The sequence below is a fragment of the Candidatus Profftia lariciata genome, assembly GCF_020541265.1.
Taxonomy (GTDB): domain Bacteria; phylum Pseudomonadota; class Gammaproteobacteria; order Enterobacterales; family Enterobacteriaceae; genus Profftia; species Profftia lariciata.
On record NZ_CP045925.1, the window covers coordinates 1,146,216 to 1,169,339 of the forward strand.

The 23,124-nt window shown below is 17.5% G+C and carries 5 protein-coding genes, 2 tRNA genes and 1 pseudogene; 2 read left to right on the forward strand and 6 right to left on the reverse strand.

What is annotated here, in order from left to right:
* Positions 1-460 precede the first annotated feature (460 nt).
* Positions 461-548, reverse strand: a tRNA-Ser gene (locus GII40_RS03015).
* A 2,255-nt stretch (positions 549-2,803) separates the two neighbouring features.
* Positions 2,804-4,285 (reverse strand): inorganic phosphate transporter, encoded by a 1,482-nt coding sequence (locus GII40_RS03020; protein ID WP_226813354.1) that lies wholly within the window; start codon positions 4,283-4,285, stop codon positions 2,804-2,806.
* 3,065 nt (positions 4,286-7,350) lie between these two features.
* Between GII40_RS03020 and GII40_RS03025 the strand changes: the two are divergent.
* Positions 7,351-8,253: pseudogene (locus GII40_RS03025) on the forward strand (5'-3' exonuclease); the annotation flags it as partial.
* Between the two features lie 4,603 nt (positions 8,254-12,856).
* Positions 12,857-13,672: a glutamate racemase gene (gene murI, locus GII40_RS03030; protein ID WP_226813355.1), complete on the forward strand. Its 816-nt coding sequence runs from the start codon at positions 12,857-12,859 to the stop codon at positions 13,670-13,672.
* 328 nt (positions 13,673-14,000) lie between these two features.
* Here murI and iscU read toward each other — a convergent pair whose 3' ends face one another.
* The 4 genes from iscU to GII40_RS03050 form a co-directional block, all read right to left on the reverse strand.
* Positions 14,001-14,387 (reverse strand): Fe-S cluster assembly scaffold IscU, encoded by a 387-nt coding sequence (gene iscU, locus GII40_RS03035; RefSeq protein ID WP_226813356.1) that lies wholly within the window; start codon positions 14,385-14,387, stop codon positions 14,001-14,003.
* Positions 14,388-14,425: 38 nt separating this feature from the next.
* Positions 14,426-15,640 carry an IscS subfamily cysteine desulfurase gene (locus GII40_RS03040; RefSeq protein WP_226813357.1) on the reverse strand — a complete coding sequence of 405 codons (1,215 nt, stop codon included), beginning with the start codon at positions 15,638-15,640 and terminating at the stop codon, positions 14,426-14,428.
* 2,885 nt (positions 15,641-18,525) lie between these two features.
* Entirely contained in the window at positions 18,526-19,569 is a 1,044-nt protein-coding gene (rsmC, locus tag GII40_RS03045; protein ID WP_226813358.1) for a 16S rRNA (guanine(1207)-N(2))-methyltransferase RsmC, read from the reverse strand.
* Positions 19,570-21,963: 2,394 nt separating this feature from the next.
* A tRNA-Glu gene (locus tag GII40_RS03050) sits at positions 21,964-22,036 on the reverse strand.
* Between the last annotated feature and the right edge of the window lie 1,088 nt (positions 22,037-23,124).

Consider the following 23,124-nt stretch of genomic DNA (forward strand, 5'->3'; position numbering starts at 1 on the left):
ACTATCATTATAGTATATAATTAATATTGCATGATCATCTTATATTAAAGAAGTATAAAATTAATTCAAGTATAATATAATTCATACTATTAAATAATTAAAATTAATTATAATCATGCAGACAGTATAAACATTCTTATTATTAATTATTTATAAAGAATAATAACATTTTAATATTATTCAAGTATATAAATATGTATACCTTTATAAGATATCTTTTTTGAAAAAGATTATTAAAATCAATTTTTTTATAAAATATAAAATTTAAAATATTATAATTATTTTTTATTATATTAAGATTTTATGATTAATAAAATTTATATAAAATATATTATTTTTAATAAATTAAATGTTATATCTTTAGTATTCTTGCATTAAATAATACATTATAGATAATAATATTTATTAAAAATAAATATTATTTATTCTAATAATCTTCTAATAAATACAGATAATAATTTGGCGGAAGGATAGAGATTCGAACTCTAGGAGCTATTACACTCGACGGTTTTCAAGACCGCTGCCTTAAACCACTCAGCCATCCTTCCAAAAAGTTTGTAATATTTTAATGATTTTTATAATATTTGTCTAGCATTAAAAAAATTTATTATATTATTTATTAATATAATTATTTTTTATTACAATAGTATCAAGAAATATATTTTTATTATTTAATTAATAATACAATAAATATTATTTTTAATATTTTTTAATAAAAAATTCTTAGTTTTTATATAAATATTTTGAATATAGATAATGAATTACTCTATAGTTTTATAAAACTAAGATGCATGAATATACATGAGTTATTTTATATTAATTAACAAATAAAAAATATAAAATAAAATTTATTTACAATAAAATCATCTATATTAGATCTACTAATATTTCATAATATATTGTATATATTTATATATTGATACATTTTTATTTTAAAAATAAATTATGATCTTATATCAATCTATTATTAAAACAATATTAATTGTTAATATATTGCCTATAATATTAAAAATTATTTTTTACAAAAAACAATAAATACTATGTATTGTTTTTATAATTATTAATAACTGCATAATACTTATATTAATAAGTATACTAATAATTATATTAACTGTAATTATACTTATTTATTTTATTAAAAAATACTAAAGTTTAGTTTTCTGATAAAAATAATATATAATATTATTAAGTAATTTTATTTTTTATTATATTTTTAAAAAAATATGATTATTACTTAATAAATGCATTATTATAATGTGTATCTTATTAAGATATAATTTAAGTATTATTTATTATAAATAATAATATTCATAATTATCAAAAAATAGAATAATATTATTTATAATAAATAATACTTAATAGTCATAATCTATATAAAAAATAATAATTTTTTAAATACTAGTATTTAAAAATACATTACATAAATATATAATTATAAATTAATAAAATTATTCAGCATATACAATATATGTTAAGATATCACTGTATAAGTTTTATATTATTTTGTATAAAAAATAAATTATTTGTTATATATAAACATATTTCTATATTAACAAACTAATAAAAATTAATATTTTATCAAAATTTATTCATTAATAATTTAGTTAATTAAGTAATTACTTATTATTTATATATAATTTACTATATAATAATTTAATAGATAATATTTATTATTTATTAAATTATATATTATAAATATTGATACAATCAATAATATTATTAACAAATGATTAAAATAATTGTACTGAATAATATAATTCATATAATTCTAATTACAATAATACAATTTTTTTAAAATTATAATAAAAAGATAATCAATAGAACTGATGATCCTATAACTTAAAGAGGTACATTATTTGACTTATTATTAGAAATAATATTATAATAATAGTAACATTAAGCAAAAAGTATATTATAAAATATAATTATTTAGTAATATTATTATTTTAGATAATTATATTATGTGTTATTCTTTACAATTGTAATAGCATGTATACTATTATACAGTATAATTTTTGATATTAATGTATTTAAAAAATCAATATTTCATGATAATTACTCATATAATATTATTTATTAAATAATCTATATTAGATTAATATAATATTATAAAGTAAGTGACTATTTTTATTAAAAATATTTAAATATTAATATAACAAATAATAATATTTTACCAATAAATACTATTGTGAATATTATAATATTCAATATATAATATACTTCTATCTTATCTTTAAATGTTATATTAATAATTAAGGAATTTATTTTTTAATATTTTTTACTCTATTTAAAATGTTTTAATTTAGCGATTAATGTTCTTTTAAAGAATTAGTTAAAATATTAGTAGAAACAATCAATATAAGCATATAAATAGTATTACTAATTTATTTAGCATTGTTATTTTAGATAAATACATTTATTTCATTCAATTAACATTATACATAGATTAGATATAATAATTTTATTTTACCTATAAAAGTATTATTTTATTTTGTGTTTATAGAGTATTTTAGATTAAATATATTAATACCATTGTATTAAAAAGTTACTATATAAATTTTATTTATTTAACACAATGATATTAACTATTAATAGTGTTATTTATAAAAATATATAATATCATTAAATATTGAATAAAACTGATAATCATATACAAAGTAATATATAAAATATTTAAACAATACTATAATTAGTATAGTACAAAAAATTAATCAATTTATATTAACTGTATTAAATTAATTTATATGATAATGTAAAATAATCATTTCATAAACTATATATTCTTAATATCATTAAAAATGATTTAAACTATAAAAGACAAGATTAACCAATATAGAATACTAGATAAAGTCATAACTACTGGTAAGCTGATAAACCATATAAGTAAAATACTTTTAATAGTTTTACTATGTATACCGACACCATCTACAAGCATAGTACCAGCCATAGCAGAAGATAATACAAGAGTAGTAGACACCGGCATACCAGTATAACTTGCTATTCCTATAGAAAGAGCAGTTGTTATTTGTGTAGCAATACCCTGCGCATAAGTAATATTTTTTTTACCAATTTTTTCAACAATAGTAATAGATACACGACGCCAACCTATTGTTGTTCCTAAAGATAAGGCTAAAGCAATAGCAAAGATAATTGATATAGGTGCATATTCTATAGTTTGTAATAAATCTTTACGCAAATTCTGTAGAAAATGTTTATCCTGTGAATTATTATCACACATCTTAGCTACTTGATCAATAGCATCTGTAATACACATTAATAAACAACGTATTTTATTACGTTGATCTAAGCTTAAATCATGATAATTTTGTAAATTATGTAATATAGATTGACTATGATAAATAGCAAGAAGGCCACCAGATAAATCATTATGATCGATCATTGGTGTTTTTAATTGATACCCTTTAATACCTACAATTTTTGATACATATTCCTTGTGCGTTTGATAATATTGCTCTAGATGCACCAGTGCATCATAAGTCCGTATTATTTCATATTTATTTGCATCCATATTAACTACAAAACCATCAGGAGCTATACCAATTAAAACTAACATTAATAGACCAATGCCTTTTTGTCCATCATTCGCACCATGAGAAAAGCTGACACCAATGGCCGATAGACTCAGAGCAATACGAGTCCAAAAAGGTGGTTTACGTTTACCATCAATTTTTTCACGTTCTGCAGGTGTCATATGAATACGACGACGTTTTTTTGTTGTACTACCATAGTAACGTAAAAACAATATCATTATACCAGCTAATACTAAGCCAATGATAGGTGATAAAATTAATGATAATAATATTTTAATAATTTTTGGAATATTTAGAGCTTCTACTATAGAAGTATTAGTCATCATTGCATTAGAGAGCACAATACCAATAATAGAACCTATGATAGTATGAGAGCTAGATGCTGGAAGGCCATAATACCATGTACTAAGATTCCAAATAATAGCTGCTAAAAGCAATGCAAACATCATTGCTAAACCATGATTAGAACCTATATTCAATAATAAATTCATTGGAAGTAAATGCACCATTGCATAAGCAACACTTAGTCCACCAAAAATCACACCTAAGAAGTTAAAAAAACCAGACAGTATTACTGCAACTTTTAAGCGAAGTGAACGAGTATAAATCACTATTGCAACTGCATTTGCTGTATCATGAAAACCATTAATAGTTTCATAAATAAGAACAAATATTAATGCAGATATCAACATGATACTAGTTATAAAATCTATACCTATGAGCCAATGTAACATAAGAGTAAAGCCTGTTAGTCATCATGAATAAGATATATCATTTGAATCATTAGTAATAAAGAAAACATAAACTTTTAAGTTATTGATGCTATTAATGTTCAATAAATATTGAAAAATTTTTTGTTATGTTATTTGAGATCACTAAATATATTTTATTAATAAAACCAAGATATAATGCAATTTTTTACCGTTCTCTATTGTTATTAATCTGTTTGTATTTTATTTTTTATTGATAATATATTATATCTTTAAAATAAGTCTTCATGTCTATAGTATATGTATAATGATAATAAAAAATTTTTAATAAAAAATTAAATACATAACTATTCAATGAATATTGATACTAAAGCAATAAATAAGAAATAAAATGTATATATTACATATAGATATTGTTATTGTTTAATTTATATACATATTATTCTAATATTTTATAAGAAAATAAGATAATTCTTTTCAAGAAGATATATTCATATATTTATATATATAATATAACTACTTAATATATTTCTTCATATATAATTTTTAATGATATAATATATTATATTTATTTAAAATTAAGAAAACCTTAAAATTAACTAATTTTTATAAAAATATTGATCACAATATTTTATTTTATTTATCAAGTAATAATATGTATATATACATCATATGTTATATTATATAAGTAAAAAATACATATTATAACATTTTTAATAATTTAATGAATAACTATATATACTATTAATATTATTATGTTATCATGTATTAAATTAATGGTATAAAAATAACAATATAGTAATTTTAATATACAGTACTTTTATATTTTTATATATATAAGTTTCTAACTAGAAATATTCTTATTAATCTATATAAATAATATAATATTTATATTACTTTAATAAATAAAATATTAGTTAAAAATTTTGAATAATTATAACTTAAAATGTGTATATAAATATATTACTATGTAATTTTATAAATTATATGATAAATATATACAATATAATGAGAGCATCCATTTTATTTAAATAAAATCTTATAGTAACTATAAGCAATATAATAACATTATATTAATTAGAATTATTATATATCAAAAATATTAATATTTTATTCATTTTATTTCTTATGAGTATTATTATATTATACGATAATTTATATAAATTATATATACATTTAAAGTAATATCATTCATTATATACAACACTTAAATAAATCATCTTAATATATTAGAATATTATCAATATCTAAAATACTTAGCTACTAAATACAAAGTGTTTTTATAATTATTTTTAATGCAATCATTAAAAATTGATCAGTATTCATATAACAAAGAAAATATCATAGCATAAATATATTATTAATTTTTAATTTTTGTCTAAAAATACCTTATCCATTAATAATATTATATATACTAAATAAGAGATAGTATTAGTATATTACTTTAAATATTAATGTAGTCGTAAGTTAAATTATATATAATAGATTTGCTTGTTTATTAACATATTGAATATTAGTATAATATTGAATGTTTCACTTATATTGATAGTCACTATATTTGTATAACATTGCTAATGTTTGATTAATTAAAATTATGATAAATATCAAATAAAATACTAATAAAAATATTGAATATATTACATAATTTCATCTAATATTAAAAAATATTTTTTTAAAAAAAAATTCTAATGAATAATACATTATATATCGAATTATTATATATTACTACTAGTAATAAAATATTTTTGCTATATCATTAAAATAATAATTATATTATTAATAATATACCACTTTGTTATACTATTTTATAATATAATACATATTATGTAATATACTTATTTTATTGTAAAAATTACTTTAATGATAATATCATTATACTAAATAAATAGTATTGTATATATTTATCTTTCTATGTACTAGAAACAATTATAATTTTTCTATTGATAAATGTATTAATATAAGTAATAATAATTATATTCATTTATAATAAAATTTTTATTAACACAATAAATAAAACATTTTTTATAAATAAAATAGTATTTAAATATGGAAGATAAAATAAACAAATAACTTTTTTATTATAACATTTGGATTTAACATTTTCAAGCAGTATTATATTCTATTTATTAATAAAACAATTAAGATATTTATTATTATATAAACAATAAATATCTTAATTTAGTTAAGAAATAGTAAATTATAACTAATTTATATGTTATAATATTTAGTGAATATAATGAATAATAGTTAAATCTTATTATACAATAAAGAAGATAATTGTAAATTATAATGACTTATTTTTTTAAAAAATATTTAAACATTTACATAAAAGAAAAATTTTAAAAGTTATTATTAAAATTATAAAAATATTAAAAATCTTAAGATTTATAATTTATTACTATGATTCTAACAAGAAATAAAGATTGTAACAAAAAATATAATTTTTTACTTAATAAGTTTATTTACAATAATAATAACATAAAATATATTTTTTTAATTATACAATAATATTATAGAAGTAAAATCAATATAAAATAGATTTTTACTATACAAGACTAATATTAATATAATTAATATAACAAACTTACATAAAAATATTAGATATAGATATTACATATAATACATTATAAAATAATATTTTTTATATATATAATTTAATGAAATAACTTATATATTTAGTTAGAATAGTATAATTTTATATTTTAATTTGCACAAAGTGCTATATTTAGAATATTTCAATAGTAAAAATATTAAAAATATATTTAATATATAAGATGTATAAAAATATCATGAAAAATATAAAAATAATCTATCTAATATATAGATTAGATATTATTTATAATTTTTATAAATTAATATTGATTTATATTAAGTTGTATATATAACTAATTTAAATAACAAAAAATATTTTTATTATCATATAACACTACATATACTAATTATTAATATAAGTTAATAATTACAAATTTTATTAAATAATTTTTATATACTGAACCATATATAATCAATAACTTAATTGTTAAAATTAGTATTTAATTTTCAGTTATGTTGTTTCTTAGTTTATACACAAAAGTAAATCAAATAATACTATGACTAGAATCTTTACTAATCCATTAATTTTAATTGATGGTTTCTCATATCTATATAGAGCTTATTATGCTTTTCCTGCACTTACTAACTCTATCAATGAATCTACAAATGCAATATATGGTTTTTTAAGTATGTTACGTAGTTTGATATTAAAATATCAACCAAGCCATATGGCTATTGTATTTGATGCTCAAGGTAAAACTTTTCGTGATAATATATTCCTTGAATATAAATCTCATCGTAAACCAATGCCAGATGATTTACGCAAACAAATAAAACCATTACATCAAATATTGCATGCCCTTGGTATGCCTTTAATTATAGTATCTGGCGTTGAGGCGGATGATGTTATAGGAACAATAGCTCAACTTACAGAGCACTCTGAATATAATGTATTAATAAGCACTAAAGATAAAGATATGGCTCAATTAGTTACACCAAGAATTAAAATACTGCATAATCTTAATTATAAAATTCTAGGACCTCAAGAGATATATGATAAATACGGAGTGCCACCAAAGTTGATTATTGATCTATTAGCTTTAATGGGTGATGCATCTGATAATATTCCTGGTGTACCAAATATTGGAGAAAAAACAGCGAAAATTTTATTACAAAAAATAGGAAATATACAACAAATATATTCTCAATTAGATAAAATATTGACTCTTAATTTACGAGGAGCAAAAAAAATAATTAATACACTAAAATTAAATCAATATCAAGCGGAACTATCTTATTTACTAGCAACAATTAAAACTGATATTAAACTAAATATACAGTATAATGATTTAAAGATAAAGCCAATAAATACTGTAAAAATATATGAATTGTTTAAACAATATGAATTTAATATTTGGCTTAAACAAATTAAGATTGGTTCTTGGTTAAAGAATACAAAATATATTAATAATATATAAATAATTAAATATTAAGCATAAAAATGTAACTATAATTTTTTTAAGAAAAAATAACATATATCTACAATAAAACTATTATTGATAATACCAATACTATGTAATTTAATTAATCATATGTAAGCAACTAAAATTTTTTTCTTTTAATACTCAAAATGACTTATTAGATATACTGACTAATAATTTAATTAAATTATTTTTTGCTACTTTACTAAATACAACTACATATATTTTATTAATTATAATTAATATTTATATTGCAATATATTTATAATGTCATGATTTTTAAAGAAAATTAACATCATTGTTAGAGGATGAGAGATTACTAAAAATCAGTAAAAACTTTACATAAAGTAATAATGGCGCGATATGATATTGAGCTACAAGGAATAATATTGAATATTATACCAAAATTTTAGAATATTAATAGTAGAATTAATAATAATTATTTAATTAATTTAGTAAAACTTTACCTTAATTATGATGTTTTGCTTTGAAAATATTATAAATAATAAATATAATCCTATTTTATATCAGTAACTATATAAAAAATACTCTTTATATTCTTGAAAATGCTAATATTATATTAGCATTAAATTTGCAATTTTAATGCAAAGTAAAAAAATAACAAATCTTAAAAAAGATTATTAATATTGGATGGAATATGTATTACCGTTTTTTCACCTATAAAACATATTAGTATATTAATCAATAATAATCTTTCATGTATATATTTGCAAGAATTAGTTTATATATGATATAAATTAAAAACATATCATAAGTCTACAGAAAATATTTTTAATGTTTATACTCCAAAATAATTACAGAGTATTTTATTTAAAACACACAACTATTAATTTTTAAGAAAAATATAAGCGGTATTTGATTAACTAATAAAAAAGTATTAACGCAATTATCTCAACAAAGTTTTTAGTTACCTATATATTATATTATAACATAGTTATTTAGTAAAGTTCAAAAATATCTATTCTAAAAACTAATATAATTAATTAATAGTACTACTGGACACATACATACACTTTATTATCAGATTATTACTAATAGTAAATATCTTTTAGAGATCCTAACTTGCAAAGTATACCTATACATCATTATAAAGGATGTACTATCAAAGAATTATTAATTTGCAATATTAAGATATAAAATTATTGCTATTGATTGTTTGTAAATTAAATTATTACATAATAGCTAATTTATTAGGTAATAAAAATTCATTAGATCTACATTTGACTTATAGGTATAATATTTACTGTATAACAGCGGATATTATTAGAAGAAGTAACTCATAAACAACGTTGTTATGCAAAAAATATAAATTTTGCTCTTATATATGAAATAAGTGCTTTTACTTGGTTGATTATTTAAATATTAGATCAATTGTAACAAAATGTTATATAAGTTTATATTTTATTCGTTATTCTAATATAATTAAATATATTAATTATATAGGTAAAAAGTTTATTATATTAATGTCTTAGACATTCATTATATATATTTACACGATATTTATTCTCTTAATATTATATGTCGTAAAAAAGTAAAACTAGCCATTATTAATGTTTCAATATAAGACATAAAAGTAGATATTTTATTAAAATAGTTATAATTGCTATTAACACTTGGCTTATATAATAAAAAGAACATTAGTTAACATGATTATTCAAGTACACAATGAATGCATATTTAAAGTACATAAATTGATTATAGAGCATACTATAAATATGTATACTTATAAAGTATAACTTAGAATGATTATTATCTCTATAAATAAAGATTAGTATTAGAGAACATTAAAAAACATATAATAATATTATTAATATATAACAAGCTTAAAATGGGGATAGTTATAAAAAATATTAATTATTTAATAATATATAATATTTATATTATGTATAATAATATTTCTTAATTAATGTATATTATGTAATATATTTAATATTTATGCGAAAAATAATTATTTTCTATAAATTATTATTTATTTTTATAAAAATCTTTTTATAACTGATATACTATCGTAGTATGTATTCTTATGAAAAACATTAGCATATAGCAATACAATGTATTTATAAAATATTATTAATATAATAATTTATAATTTTTATAAAATACATAATTATTTCTTTAAGATATTTATATAATGATTTATTGTGATATGTTTATACAATGTCTATAGGTTTTACTTAAGTATAAGATTAAGTTATTTTAATAATCATAAAATAATTTATTAATTAAGTATGATTTGTAGATGATTGTTATATAGATAAATATAATACAGATATATTAACATATTTTAAATAAAATTAATTTTATATTATGCTAATATATTACATATATTATATAAAATACTATTTAATTAACTAAAAAATATTTAATAAATTATTATTAGATAACTAATGAATATTTTATTGTAAAAATATAATAATGACCAATAAAATTATTTTATTAAAAAATAACAAAAATATTTATAATAATCATGATAAATATAAAATTATTATAATATATGTCATTAAAAATGATCTTTTATTTTTATCGAAAGTAAATTAAATAATATAGAATATTAATAATTCATATTTGTATCATAGTAGTTATGATTTAATTAATATAAATTTATTCTTATTAAGAAAATAATATATAAAATATTATAGAATGATTCTAAGTAAACTACATAGTATATCTCATGACATGTAAATACTATTTTTTATGAAATTACTGTCTATAGTATATATTAAGCACAAATAAAAATATTTGTTTCTTATTTTTTATTTAGATGTCCCCTAAGAATTTTATTGTTTTCTACTAATATACAATATTAGTTCTTATCGTTTATTATCTCTAGATAAAATAACTAAAAAATTTCATAATAGTATTATTTGAGTAAACTTATTTGGTTATACAATAAAGACTTAAAAAGTTGAAGTGATAAGCACTAATCTTATACATAATAAAAAAATATTAGTGCATTTATATATATCTACCATACTAAATTAAGATACTTTATAGGTATTAAGTAATCATAGCTAATAATATTAATATAATTATAATTATTTAGCATAATATAATATTTAGTTTATAATATTAAGATAATTATAGTTTTTTACTATTTTAAATTTAGCTAATTATATACTTATATTACTTTACATAAATTGTTTTTTAATAAAAAGATAGATAAGTCAGTCGTATTAAACAGTATATGGTTATCTTTTAGTGCTATTACCGTACTTATATATTGTGTAGTTCTACTGTTTTGATAAAGTTTTTACTAAGTAAAAAAGTAAGCTGAAGAAACAAAAAATAGTAATGTGAAATATACATATTAGTACTGATAGTTTTAATCTAATATGTTTAAAAATTTATTAAAATTATAATATACATGTTAAATATATAGAAATTTCATAAATATAGTTAACATTATATTACCTTATAATATGTATAGTAATAAAATTATTTAAATAAGTATAATATTTGTAATTCACTAAAATTAGTACCGTAGAAAATAAATAATTTATTGTACTCTTTGATATTATTAAAATATCTATTTATTTAGATAGATTATTATAAAATAATATATACCATAATAATTAATTTTTATTTACTAAAATTACACTAATTATTATTAAATTTTTTAATAATTATTAATTTTATAATACATTGATATGTTAATTAAAAATATTTTACTCATATAATACAGGTCAATTATTAAGATTAATAACTAATTATTTGATTAAATAAGAAGATTATGTATTATATTACCGATTTTTAAGATATTTCATGTATATTATTAATAATAAAATACAATTTTATAATAAAAAGTATAAATAAAGTAATTATATAAAAATAAATATAATTTAACATTGATTAGAAGTTATTAAATAGATAATAAAAGTATTTTTAAATAATAAATATATATCACAATCATGTATTTATCTCATTTAATTTTAGATAAAAATTATTTATCAACTTACATAATAATATTGTTATTATATGTATAATTTACTCTAATTTAAATAATAAATAAAACATAAGCAACATATATTCCTATTTACTTATATATTAATTATAGAATACTATATATAAAAATATATTTTTTATAGTAGTAAAGCTTAATATATATTGTATATTAACATCATAATATTACATAAAAAATATTAAATTGTATAATTGATTGTCTTATTCAAATAAATAATATTTTATTTAAATAAATACATATCAATATACATAATATATTATACAACAATTATATAGTAATATGAGAAATATAGTAATATTTTAACATAACATTCTAAGAATTTTATTTTTATGAATTTATCAAAAAAATATTTTGTTAAAATATTTATAAAGTTAAAAGTATTCTATATAATAAGAATATCAATATGGTAAATACTAAAATAGTAATCTCCAAAAAATTATTATTTTTATTAAAATAGATAATCATATAGCATATAATAATTATTTTAATTATTATAGATAATATATTTATTATATAAATATAAAAATACTACTCAGTAGTATTTGCGCTCCATGACTAAATCACTAGTATTTAAATATATCATAACCTATAATTAATAAAATGATAAAAAATAAAATTATACAGCCTACAATATTGATTGTTGATTCTGGAGTAGGTGGTTTATCTATTTATAAAGAAATAAAAAATCTTTTATTACATGTTAATTATATCTATGTAATGGACAACCAAGGTTTTCCATATGGAGAGAAAAGCATAACTTTTATTACTAATCGAATTTTAAATATTATCTATACAGTACAACAATATCATAGTATATCTATGGTAATAATTGCTTGTAATACCGCCAGTACAGTTACATTACCTAAGTTACATAAATATTTTAATGTTCCAGTAGTAGGAGTAGTACCAGCTATTAAATCTGCAGTAAAAATAACTCGTAATGGTATTATAGGATTATTAGCAACAAAAGTGACTATGCAACAACCATATACGCAAGATCTTATTACTATTTTTGCAAATGGTTATACTATAAAAAAGATTAGCTCTTCTGAATTAGTAGTCCTAGCCGAATCAAAACTATACAACAAAAAAATTGATTATACTATCCTTAAGAAAATTTTATACCCTTGGATATCAATATCTCATCCTCCAGATACCATTGTACTAGGATGTACACATTTTCCTTTAATACGTAAAGAACTTGCGCAAGTATTACCAACTGGAACAGTTTTAATAGACTCAGGTAATGCTATTGCAAGACGTGTTTCTTGGCTTCTAACTCATCAAATAAATATATTAAATATTGAGTATGATATAGTCTATGTGACTAAAAACAATCCTTATATTCAAGATTTTTGGCCTATATTAAGTTTAATGGGTTTTTCAAAATTACTAGAATTACACTTGTTATCTTAATATTCTTATACTTTAAGAATATTAAGATAATATAATTAAGAATTCTATTAGCATTTTATAATTTAGTTAAAATATATAAATGGATTTATATCAATTTTTATATAATATATATTTTCATGAGACTACTTAAAATACATATGATCTCTATTATTATTTTATCGAATAAGCACTATTCTAAATAGTTAAAGCAAACAATAATTATAAAAATAATTGTATTAAATAGAATATAAAATAATAAAATTCAAAATTTAAATAATTAAACTGTAATATATGATATATATTTTATGTAATAAAGTATAATATATAATATATAAATTACATTTATTTACTATTTAATAGAACGCTTATTTTTATAGTCATCAATAGCTGCTTTAATAGCATCTTCGGCTAAAATAGAACAGTGAATTTTTACGGGTGGTAAAGCTAGTTCTTTAGCAATATCAGTATTTTTAATATTCTTAGCTTGTTCTAAATGCTTACCTTTAATCCATTCAGTAACTAATGAACTAGATGCTATTGCTGAACCACATCCATAAGTCTTAAAGCAAGCATCTTCAATTATACCTTTGTCATTTACTTTAATCTGTAGTTTCATAACATCACCACATGAAGGTGCTCCAACCATACCACTACCTATTGTACAATCTTCATTTTCAAATGATCCAACGTTACGTGGGTTTTCATAATGATCAAGAACTTTATCACTGTAAGACATAATTAAATATTACCTTTTAATTTTTTTTATTTTGAGCTTTATTTGCAAGCCCACTCTATAGTGTTAATATTTATTCCTTGTTTAAACATATCCCATAATGGAGATAAATTACGTAAACGTTCAATAGATTTGTGTACTAGAGTTATGACATAATTAATTTCTTCTTCAGTAGTAAATCGACCTAATGAAAAACGAATAGAGCTATGAGCTAATTCATCATTCATACCTAAAGCACGTAGTACATATGAAGGCTCTAAACTAGCAGAAGTACAGGCTGAACCGGAAGATACAGCGAGATCTTTTAATGCCATCATTAAAGATTCACCTTCAACATAATTAAAGCTAATATTTAAAATATTTGGTATGCTATGCTCTAAAGAACCATTTAAGTATACTTCTTCTAGTGTGCTTAAACCATTCCATAAAAGATTGCGTAATTTACTCAAGCGCGGAATTTCGGTAGAGATTGTTTCTTTAGCAATACGATAAGCCTCACCCATACCAACAATTTGATGCACTGGTAAAGTACCAGAACGCATGCCTCTTTCATGACCGCCGCCATGAATTTGTGATTCTATACGAACACGTGGTTTACGACGAACATATAAAGCGCCAATTCCTTTAGGACCATAAATTTTATGACCAGAAAAAGACATTAAATCAACTTTTAATTTATTTAAATTTATTAATAATTTCCCTATACTTTGCGTAGCATCTACGTGGAAAATAATACCAAGATTATAGCATAATTTACCTATAGACTCTATATCCTGAATTACCCCTATTTCATTATTTACATGCATTATAGAAATAATAATAGTATCTTTACGAATAGTATTACGTAACTCTTCGAAATTAATAATTCCATTGTTTTTTGGAGCCAGATAAGTAACTTCAAATCCTTCACGTTCTAACTGCCGACAAGTATCTAGAATAGATTTATGTTCAGTTTGACTGGTAATAATATGTTTACCTTTCTTATGATAAAAATGAGCAGCACCTTTTATGGCTAAATTATTAGATTCAGTTGCACCAGAAGTAAATACAATTTCACGTGGATCAGCATTTATTAGTTCAGCAATATTATTACGCGCAATATCTACTGCTTCTTCCGCGTACCATCCAAAACGATGAGAGCGTGATGCAGGGTTACCAAAATTACCATCTAAAGTTAAATATTGCATCATCTTTTCAGCTACAATCGGATCTACTGGTGTAGTTGCTGAATAGTCTAGATAAATTGGTAATTTCATTATTTTACTCCGTAAATCGTTTTTTAAAACTATTTATTGTAAATGAAAGCATTTAAAGAAAGTCATATTATACTATAATGGTAATTTTTATACATCTAAATTCATCATTAATTATATTATTATAACATTAGATATTTTATCATCATAACTAATACTTATTAGTATTTTAGAAATAAGTAATATCTAGTGCTTAATTATTCATTGAAGTAATTTTATTAAAATACTATTAATACATTAATAAATTTTGTATTTATAGAACAAGATCAGCTTAATAAAGTATTTCTATCTATTTTAATAGATGTATTATTTTGCTTAATTTATGTGATTTTAATAAAATAATCTATGACAATTATTTAGTAACTAATTCAATTTTTATTCATTAAAGATTTTATATACAAAATCATTCTTTTTATTTATCATAATAGCAATAAAAATACTTTTAATATACAAAAAATAAAGTAATAATTATTTATACTACAGCTAAATATATACATATCCTTATGCTTTAGTAAAATTATATAATATAATGCTCTAACTTTTTTAAAAAAAATACAGTTAAATTAAAAATTATTTATTATGATTTTTAAGTATTCATATCTATAAAAATATTAATCTTTAAAATACATATAAAATATGTTTATTTTTTAATATATTAATTTTTTAAAAAATATTATATTATTTAATGTATCTTTTGTTATATATGATATACATAAAATGTATTAAATAATTATCATAATAAATGATAATTTTTTATGTTTACTTATCATGCAATATAACATTGTTATATTAAAGATTAAATTCTTAACTTAAATTAACTTAAAATTCAATTGTTTATTTAAAGAAATATCGAACTAAAAATTATATTTATAAAACTAGAATAAATGAATACTTAATTCAATTGATCTAATTGAACTTATTACTAAGTTATTATCTTTAATTAAGATATTGAATTGCATAATTAAACTATTTTTTACAAGATATTGTTTAATAAATATTAGTTTTTAATCTAATTATTATTAATATATTTATTGTATTATAATAGACAATATTATTAGTATTAATTAAAAATAATATTTTTTATAAATTATAATTATGTACCATTATGAATATATAATATATCAATAAGCAAAAAATATATATAATATTTTAAATATTTGAATATCACTACAATTAATTAGATATATAAGTCATATATCAAAAAGTGCTATTTTAAAAAAATATTAATATACATATAGCTTAGAATATTACTGTTATAAATAATTTTAATATTATGAATTACTTCTGCATTTATTAATGTCAAAAACTCTGTAGAGTTTTTTAATTTTAGATAGTATATCACTTTAATAAAATTATATTATAAATTTATTAAAAAAATTAATATTAACGTTATAGGTATAATTTTTATTTATTATAATATTTTAAATATTTTTATAATTAAAATTTATTTATTTTATTCAATTATAATTTATAAATTTAGTATAATTTAATGTAATTCATTTAATACTAATATATTTTTATCAAAAAATAATAATATTCTTTTTATGTACTAATTTATTGTTTTATAAGAGAATTTATATTTAAGTAATATATTATATGTTTAATCATATTTATTATGTTAATAAATAATATTAATTACTCAAAATTAATATTATGCTTAATATATATTTTTTAAAACAATTTTTATTAAAAATATAATATATCCAATATTATATTTTTAATAGCTACATAAGACTTTATCTAAAATTTTATATTAAAAATATGTATTAAATAAATATTAAACATAATTATAAAAATAATCTATAAAGCTAGAACTAATTTTATTAGCTAGAATATACATATATTTTATATATATAATTTAAATGATATAATTATCTATATATTCAATCATATAAAATATTTTATACGTTAATATACTTAATATTATTTATAGATAATATTGTATATTAATAGATTAATCAATAGATATAATATAAAATTATACTAATATTTATTAACCTTTATTTTTGCATAAAATAATATTTATTAAGCATGTAAAACGCAAAATTTTTTCTATAATTACGTATTTAATATATTTGTCAATACTGATCATTTAATTAAATATGTAATATTTATATTTATAAATTAGGTATTATATGAATATATATTTTATATTAAATACTTAACTATAATGTATTATATATTTATATGTATAAACAATTTATTAATATATCATTAAGATAATATTATTTTTTATTTATTAAATATTACTGTAATACTTTAACATATTTTATGTGCAGAAATAATCTATAATTATTAATTAAAATGATTAAAAAATAATTATATATTTTATTAAGTTATTAATATAATTGATTATAAATCGATAATTACATATTTTTTTAAAAACACATCTTACGTTATTTAACACCTATTTAATATTTTATATATATGATATTAAAACATAAAATGTTACATATAATGTTATTGTCGTATATTAATAATAACATAATATATTTTCTTCTTATGTAGTATTAATTAAAAGATAAGATAATTATAATTATTTAAAATAATAAATATTTAATTATTTGAATAACAAAGATATCTTTTAAAGAAAATACAATTTTAAATCATTACAATTCATTCTTTATTAAGAAATAAAATATGTATTTTAATATATAAAAAGATAAAAATATTGATTTTATTTTAATATAAAAAAGAAATATATTTATATATGATGCTTATCATTATCAATGATAATAATATAATCTAATATTATATTAATAATTATTTTATAATTATTTATTAATATTATTATATTAATAATATTAATTTTTATATTTAAAAATTTTTTAAAAAATAATTATTTTATTTCATAAATAACTAATACAATAGATGTTAATAAACAATAATTAATTATCTTTGTACATAATATTTGTATAAGACATGCAAGCTAAATATACTCTAAAACAACCTGCTTCAGATATAATCTCATGTGTTCCAAAAACATCATCAAGCATCTGTTGGTAAGGCAAAAATTTATTAGCTACTATATATAATTTACCACCAATATATAAATGGTTCACTGCACCATAAATTAATTTTTTAGCAACAGATAAATTCATGTGTATTCCGTTATGAAAAGGTGGATTAGAGATTATAGTATTAAAATATCCAGTCACATTAGAATAAACGTTACTAGGAATAATTATTCCTTGAATATTATTAGTAATAAAAGTCACATAACTAGCATTTAATGATACTGCACTAACATCTGTAAGAGTTAGCCGAATGTGTGGGTATCGTTTTGCTATGATAGCAGATAAAACTCCTGTGCCACAACCAATATCTAATACTTTGCTATACATATCCAATTTAATTGAGGAAAGTAAAAGTTCACTACCAATATCTAAGCCATCACAACTAAAAATACCAGGTAATGTAGCAATTGTTAGTTCTTCTATTTGATATGTTCCCCACCAATCTTTCATATTAAAGCTACATTTTTTTTCTAAACATCCATAATATAAACTACAACGATAGGCACCATCAATTTTTTTTAAAGAACCAAATGTTTTTATTATATTAACAGAGCTACGTACTCCAGCATTATTTTCTCCTATTATAAAAATTTTAGTACCAATTGACATTAAAGAGAATAAAGCGTGCAAATGAAATTTTGCTTCTTGCTTGCTTTTTGGCCAATAATAAATTAAAGCATTACATTCTGTAATCATATTAAAATTTATAAGTAGACCAAAATAGCAATGTTTGTTATCCATAATATTATTTATTTGTTGCCAATAGTTATATTTATCAGTATAAACATAAACATCTTGTGCTTTTAATATTGCTGGAAAAGTATCATACATGTCACCTGTACAACAAACTACTAATGATTTAAATTTTTCACAATGACGCATTAATAACTTGCTATTAGCGGTAAATAATGACATATCAATACACCTTTCAATATACATTGATAATAATTTCAAAATCAATACAATAAATATATTATATAATAATATATTTTATAATAACTTGAAAAGTTTAGTATATGGTACATGTATATACTGTATATATTTTTATGTAAAAAATATATTTATTGATATATAAATATATAATATTTTAAAAGATAATCTTATGTTTTTATAATATATAAATATAATTTATTTTTTTATAAATTTAATAATAATATTAATGTTTACTTAAAATATATAATTAAATTATTACTAATATAGTATAAATATTATATGATTTTATCAAATAAAATTATAACCATACTTATAGTATTTCACATACTGTAATATGTATGTTATTAAATTTGCTCTTTTAATAAATAAAATTATTGCTAATAATATCAATATATTTTTGATAGAAGATTAATAAAATAAAATTTAATATTTTTATTTATATAATTATTCTATAAATTAATACTAATATATAAAAAATATTAATACAATCAATAGTACTTAAATATATTAATATTATTTTATGATATAACATATTCTCTTTAAAAAATATAAATACAAAATATTACAATATTTTATATATAAAGTAATATATATAAAATATATTATTTTAAATAATTTAGATAACATAAAATAATATTTGTTCTGTTGTTATTTTATTTAGTAAATATTTTTTTATATAAATAACTATATTATTATTTAGAATAATTACAATTAATATTAACTAAGTTAATAAATATACTTAAAAAATAATTACCATTTTTAATGAAAATAGAAATTTTTTTAATTAACTTTATAATATTAAAAAAATAGTAATTTAATTCATATTCATTACTAATCATTTATTATTATTTACTTATTAAGTATATAGATATATGAAATAATTGTAAATTAAATTTATTTATATATTACTTTACTCTAGAAATATAAATATATATTAATTATATTAATAATATATATGATAAATATAAATAATTTACTATACTTAATATATTCATTATATTAATAAAAATTTTTTATAATTTATTTGATCAGAGTAAATACATATTCTTTGAATATAAAATACAACTAATTAAGCAGTTATTTAAGAGAATAAATGCATATCTTTTTATATCAGAAACAATATTGTTTTTAAGTATAGTAATAACAATATAAAAAATATTTTGTTATTTTATATATACAAGATATTATCATAAATAATGATGATACTTATATTTTATTTATAAGCAAGTATTTTGTTTACAATCAATTATTACAATAACTATGATGATATGTATCCATTAAAATAATTATTTAATAATATAATTAAAATAAATTAATTTGTAATAACTATAGAAATAGAAAACAATAAAATATATTAATATTGAAATTTATGTTATGAAATTATCTAATTATATTGTACTATTCTTTATATATACACAATATTAAATATTAATAATATTTTTTTAAAAGTTAAAAAATATTATTATTTTCTCTTATTATAATGTTTAAACATTGTTATTAATACTTAATAATATATGTTGTTATAATTTTTTTAAAAATTATATTTTTTTATATGAATTTAGATGATTAAGTAATTTATTATAACTAATAATCATTAATAATGTATAAAATATTTATACATTAAAAAATATTATAAAGAAAACATTTGTTATATTTTATGAAAAATAACATAACATAATATATAAATAATTAATTATCTATTACTGTAGTAATAGATTCTATATAATATTTTAAAATAGATTAGTTAATTTATGTCATTAATATGAATTCATAAGACTTTAGCATACTATTTAGTAATTTTTACTGATGTGATTATATCATATATTTTGATAATATAACAATGTAATATAATTAACTATTATCAGAAAATACTCAAATAAATATATATATTTGGCATTTTTATATATACTATAAAAATTATTAATAATAATTTTATTAAAAATAAAATTATATTAGTAAGGCATTATAAATTATATTTATCAAGGCTATACTATGATATAATAACTTATTATTGTAATATATCAAGATATTATTAATAATAAATAGTCATACATTATTATCTATAAAAATTAAAAATATAAATTTAGGTCTATTAATTTTTAGAAATAAATTCTTATTGATATAAAAAAATTAATTATTTTAATTATTATAATCTTTTAAGTATTGAAATGTGTGGTTTAATTATTTCATTTATAATTATAATAAAATATATTTTATACAAACATATACATGAGTATTTATTAAAAGTACACTAATACTATATTAGTATAAGCAGCTATTGTAGTGTGTTATATCATGATTTTATATAGCACATTACATGTTTAATTTTATATATAATCATGTACAATATTCATAAATAATATTTGTAATGCATAATGTCCCCAAGGGGATTTGAACCCCTGTTACAGCCGTGAAAGGGCTGTGTCCTAGACCTCTAGACGATGGGGACATAAAACTCTACAAATATATCAATACTATTGATATTTATTTTTTTAATAAATATTCATTAAGATTTAATTAGTAAATAATATTATAGTTCTATTATTTTATTAATAGTATTTATGCTAATTCATACATATTTATGCTTAAAATAAATCAGTAATTATATTATATATAATTTTTTGTTATTAAATATTACATAAATTATATAAGCATAATAGTACTTTAAATATTTTTCGTACTCAATATAGTATATATTAATATATTTTATTGCATATAATGTTATTATTTTCATGTGTTACTTTTTTAAAAAATTTTGGTGATTATTTAATCAATGATTATTGTTATTAGTTATAGATAATATGTGTATTATATTAATAATAACATTATTATGTAATGTTACTACTATATAATATGATATATGATAATTATCTAAAAATCAATATTAATATATCATTCTTAATTAATTTTTTTTAAATTTTAGAACTTATTTAAAAATTATAACGCACTACAATATAGAAAAATTATAACATAAAATAAGAATACACTTAAATATTAAGTTATTACTACATATTATTTGATAACAAAAATATTATTTTTGAATAACTGAAAAATATTTAATTAAGCTTAGTATTACAAAATACATAATATAATTGATTTATTTATGATCTATATATAAGTATATAAATATATTAAGCATAAAATTTTTATAATTAATATTACATAAATATCTTAAATAATTTATTCTGAATATTATCAACAAAATTTTATAAAGTAATTATAGTATTAATATCTAAAATATTAATCTATTAAAAAATAAATAGTTATATGACTTGCGTTAACTTGCTTAGAATAAATTATTGATTTATTAAATACATTTTTATAATATTTCAGATAATTATTAATATTAAGTATAATGTTAATTAAATTAAAAAATTAGTTAAGTTAAATACTTAATATCTTACTAGTATGTATATTTTACTTTTTAGTAGTATTAGTTTTTCCATTAATTTATTTGACAATAAATAATATTTGCTGCTTATCTAACAAATGATAACGTGAATAATTTAGTATTCTCTAAAAAAATTAATATCGTTG